Here is a 4,766-nt window from a genome sequence, read left to right on the forward strand (position 1 = left end):
TGACATACTCCTGATATAAAAATCAGGAATATCTCATAAGTTATTTGAAATTAACAATTTTTAATGCGTTTGCCCTGTGGGGGGGGGCTTTTATGAATCAATTAATGCTTGGTACTCTATTATTGTTGTATTTGTATGATGATACTTTTAATCCGTGAACGGTAACTCTCATTCCAGCCTTCGGCTATTTCCTGCAATGCCTTATTAAGTGCCGGAATTGCCACTTCATTTAATTTCAGCAATCCAGCTTCAGCAGTTTTGATTATTTCTGGTTCATCTTCCTCTTGTAATGCTCCGATCAATATATCAACCGATTGAATGGATCCAATACGAGCCAAACCTTTTATGATGCTCAGTCTAACCGGCACGATGTAAGCTTTGCTGTTGAGTAAACAAACCTCTCTTTCATCACCAATCTCTGCCAGAGCTTCGATGGCCATGTGATCCATTCCTGCAAGGTGGTCTTTATTAAGGTTGGCTATGCGAGTTAATAGTGGAATGACTCTTCTATCATTTAGATTAGAGAGTAATGGAATCACACATGCCCAGAAGCCACGTCTTTGAATTAGGTCAGTCTCCAGAATATCGAGTAAAATGGGTACGCTCTCTTTGGTTGCTGAATCACCTAGAGAGCATATAGCCTGCATGCGTACACTCTCATCTTCTTTGGTATCAAGTGCAATTATCTCTAGGGTTAAACGGGTGCTTTCTGAGGGTTTCTTTTCAAGTACTCTGAGAAGATCGAGACGATCCTCAACTACAGTTGTTGTTCTTAATTTGTTTAAAAAATTAGTGTCAGAAACTTTTAAACTCGTACTTCCAGAATCTGCATTAGCAATTAACGCAAAAAACAGCATCTGGAGTGTGAAAAATGAAACTAACTGTCTGATACCCATAATTCTAAATTTCCCTTGTTCCGTAAACCTGAAATATTAATAATTTCTACATCTGTCTTCGCAATATGACGATTGGCTACTGAAACACCGGTTTTTATGATTAGAGTCAGTCCAAAATTCGGTGCTTCCATTCGGCTTGTATTTACAATGTATGCCCACTTTTTTGTTATTGTCAAAACGTGTCTTGAATTGCATAAAATGCTTGCCAGTTTTACGGTCAATTGCCCACTGCTCTCTTGCTCCATGCTTTTTCCCGTTTCGGTGCATGGTTCTGTAGCCTAGACGATGATATTTTTCACTTTTATATAGCAATTCTATACCTTGCTTTTTTCTATTTACATAAGGTATTTCCGATCTCAACCCTCCATCTTTAAAGTATGAGCAAGTAAGATATGTTTCTTTATTGTTTGCCGGGTATTTGTACCAACTTTTTTGTCCTGGGTTGCGTTTTGGGCAGTGAATATATGAATTTTCAGGAGTTGGAAATGGCACCATACCTTCGGGGTTAAAGGGTACGTTCGGAGCAGGGAATGGTTTTATTCCATTATTATTTGTTAAATAAGCTAATGTTGGGCTTTTCTTATTGTGCCACGATAAGAAACTGGCACAGGTTGAATTTCTTTCACTGAGCCCACGCTTGCAACCGCATTGAATACGTGTGTATTCCTGACAATTCGTATATCCCGCTCTATCACGAATGCCGTATTGATTAATAAGGCGACAGGCATGGGGTCTCCAATCCCAATTATCTTTAATACGCACCTTAATAAATTGCCCATTTACAGCATACCAAGGCCCATCTGGATTATTCAGATCATGGACGAAAGTAGGTTTCCAGTTATTGTTTGTGCATGCTGCGGCTTCTGCTGTGTTGATACCAGTGAACAGTATAAGCATCAAGGTAAGAAACTGTAACTTCCTAAAAAAATGATTGTTTGTTCTCATCTACGTGCTCCACTATTAAATGTGCTTATTATTTGCACAGGAATTATCGGTTCATAAATATCGCTATAGCTAAGGGCAACTCTTTTCAAGCCGCCATCTAAACTGGTCTTTATTCGGAGTTGGTTTTAATAAATAGTGATAACCAGTTCCACCGAGTTTTAACGTACCCCTTTTACGATCATGTGGGACAGTACAATCAAGCTTACTTATCCTTTTTTGACCCGGGTTTAGAAAAGAATTGTTAAGACCACCACGACGAGCCTTGCCTAAAAGGTCTTGCTTTTCATACCAGCTACTTGTCATTCTAATTCTTGAATTAGTTGTGTTTTGTAGTGAATATGTAACCTTGCAATTGTAATGGCTTCGCTCACTGGGTCTACCGCCACTGGCATACCTGCACTGATCCATACTAATAATTTTGGCGTCTATTCCACCCGCCATTACCGTGTTTGAGTGACGTATCACATCCGGGTCCGTACACTCTTTGAGTGTGTCAGCAAAATTCATGCATTGTGCATATGTACCGTAATTACTGCGTAATACCCTACGATCAAGAACAACACCGAATCTTCCATCATTATTCCAGTCTTCACAGCTACACTTGTTTTTTCTCATGACAGGATTTTGATGCCGAATAACATCAGCAGAAGGTCTATTGGGCGTTTGGTAGGGTAAAACAGGGATAGCGCGGTTATGCCTTGCTAAGAAAGTGGCACATGTTGTATTTCCCTCGCTTACTCCGCGTTGGCAACCACATTGAATGCGAGTGTATTGCTGGCAGTTTGTATATCCTCTTCGATTTCGTACACCCGATCGAGCAATAAGGTCGCAGGCATGCGGTGCCCAGTCACGGTTATTTACGATCCGAAGTTTTATAAACTGCCTGTTAGGAGTGACATACCACGGACCATCAGGATTATCCAGATCATGAACAAACGTCGGCTGCCAATTATTATTGGTACAAGCTGCAGCCTGTGCAGTATTCATGCCTGCGAATAGCATAAGTATCAAAAAACAGAAATGTAACTTGTATAAATACTGATGTTTTAATTTCATGATTGCACTCCAAAGTCACTTAAAGACACACACTCTCTATTTTCAATCTACACTTCTAAGCAAGGCTTTAACTTGATGTAAGTCATCAAACAATAGAAGTTATGGTTGATCCGCACACGATACCACTTGGGCAATGACCATCCACAAAAGTCAGGGCTCAGAATTCAATCAAGTGGTTTTAATCTTGCCGCACGAAGAAATGCCTCTGTTAACAAGACAATTAATCTATACCGGAATCACGCGTGCGAAAGAGCAGGTGAGTATTGTCGCGAGTGAAGGTGTTTTGGTGACAGGGGTTAAGGCAGAGGTGGTTAAGGCGACGAGAATAGAGCAATCATTATCCAACGCATAACATGAAATATATTCTTGTTATTGCAATAGGCACAATAGTCATTGGCTCTTTACTAAGCTTCGGTGTTTATTTTATTTTCGGAGATAATTTAGGATACTTTTTTGTGAAATTTATAGCCGTTCCGGCTGGCGCTATTATCTCACTATTCCTATTTGTGGCTTATGACACCCTATGGCCTAAAAAGTAATAAAAATCTGTTTTATAAATAGATTAGGCATCAGCTGTTTTCACAGCCGATGCCCGTTCAAGCTCTATGCAGCTTCGCCGCGTTGAAGGCTATGAACATCTTTAGCGTGGAGGGGTTTTCCTCCAATACCCAAGTCGCCTTGCTTGATATCTTCGATATATACCCAGGTCACTCCGCGCATGTTTTCACCTTCGATTTCTACCATGGCATCGGTAAGTTTCTCGATGATTTGTGTCTTCTGTGCGGGTGTGAATACATCTTCAATTAGCTTTACGTTAATAAGTGGCATAATATTTTTTCCTATAGTTAATAAAAAAGTTGTTAAAAAAAAGTGTATAAATAAAACCAAACAGTTTGTGTTGGTGAGGAAATAATAGAATTCGCAGACAAAAAAAGATGCGACGTAAACTGTAGTAATGCACTACAGATTGTGTAGTAAGCAACTACACATAGTTAACTTAGGAGGTTGTGATGGAGTACAAACAGTTTTGTCCGGTTGCAAAAGCATCCGAGTTATTGGGAGAAAAGTGGACCTTTCTAATTATTAGAGAAGCCCTGATGGGCGCTACAAGGTTCAATGAATTTCAACGCGGCATGGCACTGATATCTCCAACGATGCTAACCAAACGGCTCAATGAGCTAACAGATAACGGCCTGATGGTCCGCAAAAAAATCAATATGCAGAAAGGTTACGAGTACTTTTTGTCTGAAGCCGGAAAAGACCTTTACCCCGTCATAATGCAGTTGGGCGACTGGGGAATGAAATGGGCGCGTGGCCAAATGCAGAACTCTGAACTCGATGTCGAACTATTGATGATCTATCTGGTAAGGAGTATTAAACCCGAGAAACTCGCAGGCAATGAAACGACGATTCAATTCAACTTTACCGATTTAGAAAATCTAAAAAAATGGTGGATAGTTGTACAGAATGACGAAGTAGATGTGTGCCTTGAAGACCCCGGCAGGGACGTTGATGTTTGGTTTAATACCGACCTACGCACCATGATCGAAGTGTGGATGGGAGATACCACCTACAAGAAAGCAATTCGAGAAAGCCGCCTTAAACTATTGGGACCACCACAACTGACGAGTAATGTATCGCGCTGGATGGCCTACAGTATTTTTGCAGGCATTCCCGAAGCGGTCGAAATCGAATAGAGTTTTGATTTATACAGTAACTCGTTTAAATAACAGCTTTCATCTCGAAGGGTGTAATGCCTATCCGAGTTACTTATTATTGTTCAGTGAAAAAGTGCCTAAAAGATACTCTGTTCGCCGTCAAGTGAATAATCCCATTACGAATAGAAAAAACTAATGAATCACGATGCTA

Annotated in this window: 6 protein-coding genes; 2 read left to right on the forward strand and 4 right to left on the reverse strand. The window is 40.3% G+C overall.

The genetic code is table 11. From position 1 onward, the window contains the following. Nucleotides 1-119: 119 nt before the first annotated feature. The 3 genes from Q1A31_RS20825 to Q1A31_RS20835 form a co-directional block, all read right to left on the reverse strand. Nucleotides 120-896, reverse strand: a complete 777-nt coding sequence (locus tag Q1A31_RS20825; RefSeq protein WP_299881710.1) for a HEAT repeat domain-containing protein — start codon at nt 894-896, stop codon at nt 120-122. Between the two features lie 36 nt (nt 897-932). Next, nucleotides 933-1,841, reverse strand: a complete 909-nt coding sequence (locus tag Q1A31_RS20830; protein WP_299881713.1) for a hypothetical protein — start codon at nt 1,839-1,841, stop codon at nt 933-935. Nucleotides 1,842-1,910: 69 nt separating this feature from the next. Next, complete coding sequence (locus Q1A31_RS20835; RefSeq protein ID WP_299881715.1) at nt 1,911-2,897, reverse strand: hypothetical protein; 987 nt, start codon at nt 2,895-2,897, stop codon at nt 1,911-1,913. A 133-nt stretch (nt 2,898-3,030) separates the two neighbouring features. On the opposite strand from Q1A31_RS20835, the gene Q1A31_RS20840 reads away from it, so the two are divergent. Further along, complete coding sequence (locus tag Q1A31_RS20840) at nt 3,031-3,249, forward strand: ATP-binding domain-containing protein (RefSeq protein ID WP_299881718.1); 219 nt, start codon at nt 3,031-3,033, stop codon at nt 3,247-3,249. Nucleotides 3,250-3,500: 251 nt separating this feature from the next. Here Q1A31_RS20840 and Q1A31_RS20845 read toward each other — a convergent pair whose 3' ends face one another. After that, nucleotides 3,501-3,725 (reverse strand): 4-oxalocrotonate tautomerase family protein, encoded by a 225-nt coding sequence (locus tag Q1A31_RS20845; protein ID WP_131906390.1) that lies wholly within the window; start codon nt 3,723-3,725, stop codon nt 3,501-3,503. A gap of 182 nt (nt 3,726-3,907) precedes the next feature. On the opposite strand from Q1A31_RS20845, the gene Q1A31_RS20850 reads away from it, so the two are divergent. Then, nucleotides 3,908-4,594 (forward strand): winged helix-turn-helix transcriptional regulator, encoded by a 687-nt coding sequence (locus tag Q1A31_RS20850; protein WP_299881724.1) that lies wholly within the window; start codon nt 3,908-3,910, stop codon nt 4,592-4,594. The last annotated feature ends 172 nt before the right edge of the window (nt 4,595-4,766 follow it).

This window comes from uncultured Cocleimonas sp. (assembly GCF_947495625.1).
Taxonomy (GTDB): Bacteria; Pseudomonadota; Gammaproteobacteria; order Thiotrichales; family Thiotrichaceae; genus Cocleimonas.

Excerpts from the sequence above, each read along its gene's own strand:
- Q1A31_RS20835 (WP_299881715.1), bottom strand. The coding sequence starts at position 2,897 with ATGAAATTAAAACATCAGTATTTATACAAGTTACATTTCTGTTTTTTG.
- Q1A31_RS20850 (WP_299881724.1), top strand. The coding sequence starts at position 3,908 with ATGGAGTACAAACAGTTTTGTCCGGTTGCAAAAGCATCCGAGTTATTG.
- Q1A31_RS20845 (WP_131906390.1), bottom strand. The coding sequence starts at position 3,725 with ATGCCACTTATTAACGTAAAGCTAATTGAAGATGTATTCACACCCGCA.
- Q1A31_RS20840 (WP_299881718.1), top strand. The coding sequence starts at position 3,031 with ATGACCATCCACAAAAGTCAGGGCTCAGAATTCAATCAAGTGGTTTTA.
- Q1A31_RS20825 (WP_299881710.1), bottom strand. The coding sequence starts at position 896 with ATGGGTATCAGACAGTTAGTTTCATTTTTCACACTCCAGATGCTGTTT.
- Q1A31_RS20830 (WP_299881713.1), bottom strand. The coding sequence starts at position 1,841 with ATGAGAACAAACAATCATTTTTTTAGGAAGTTACAGTTTCTTACCTTG.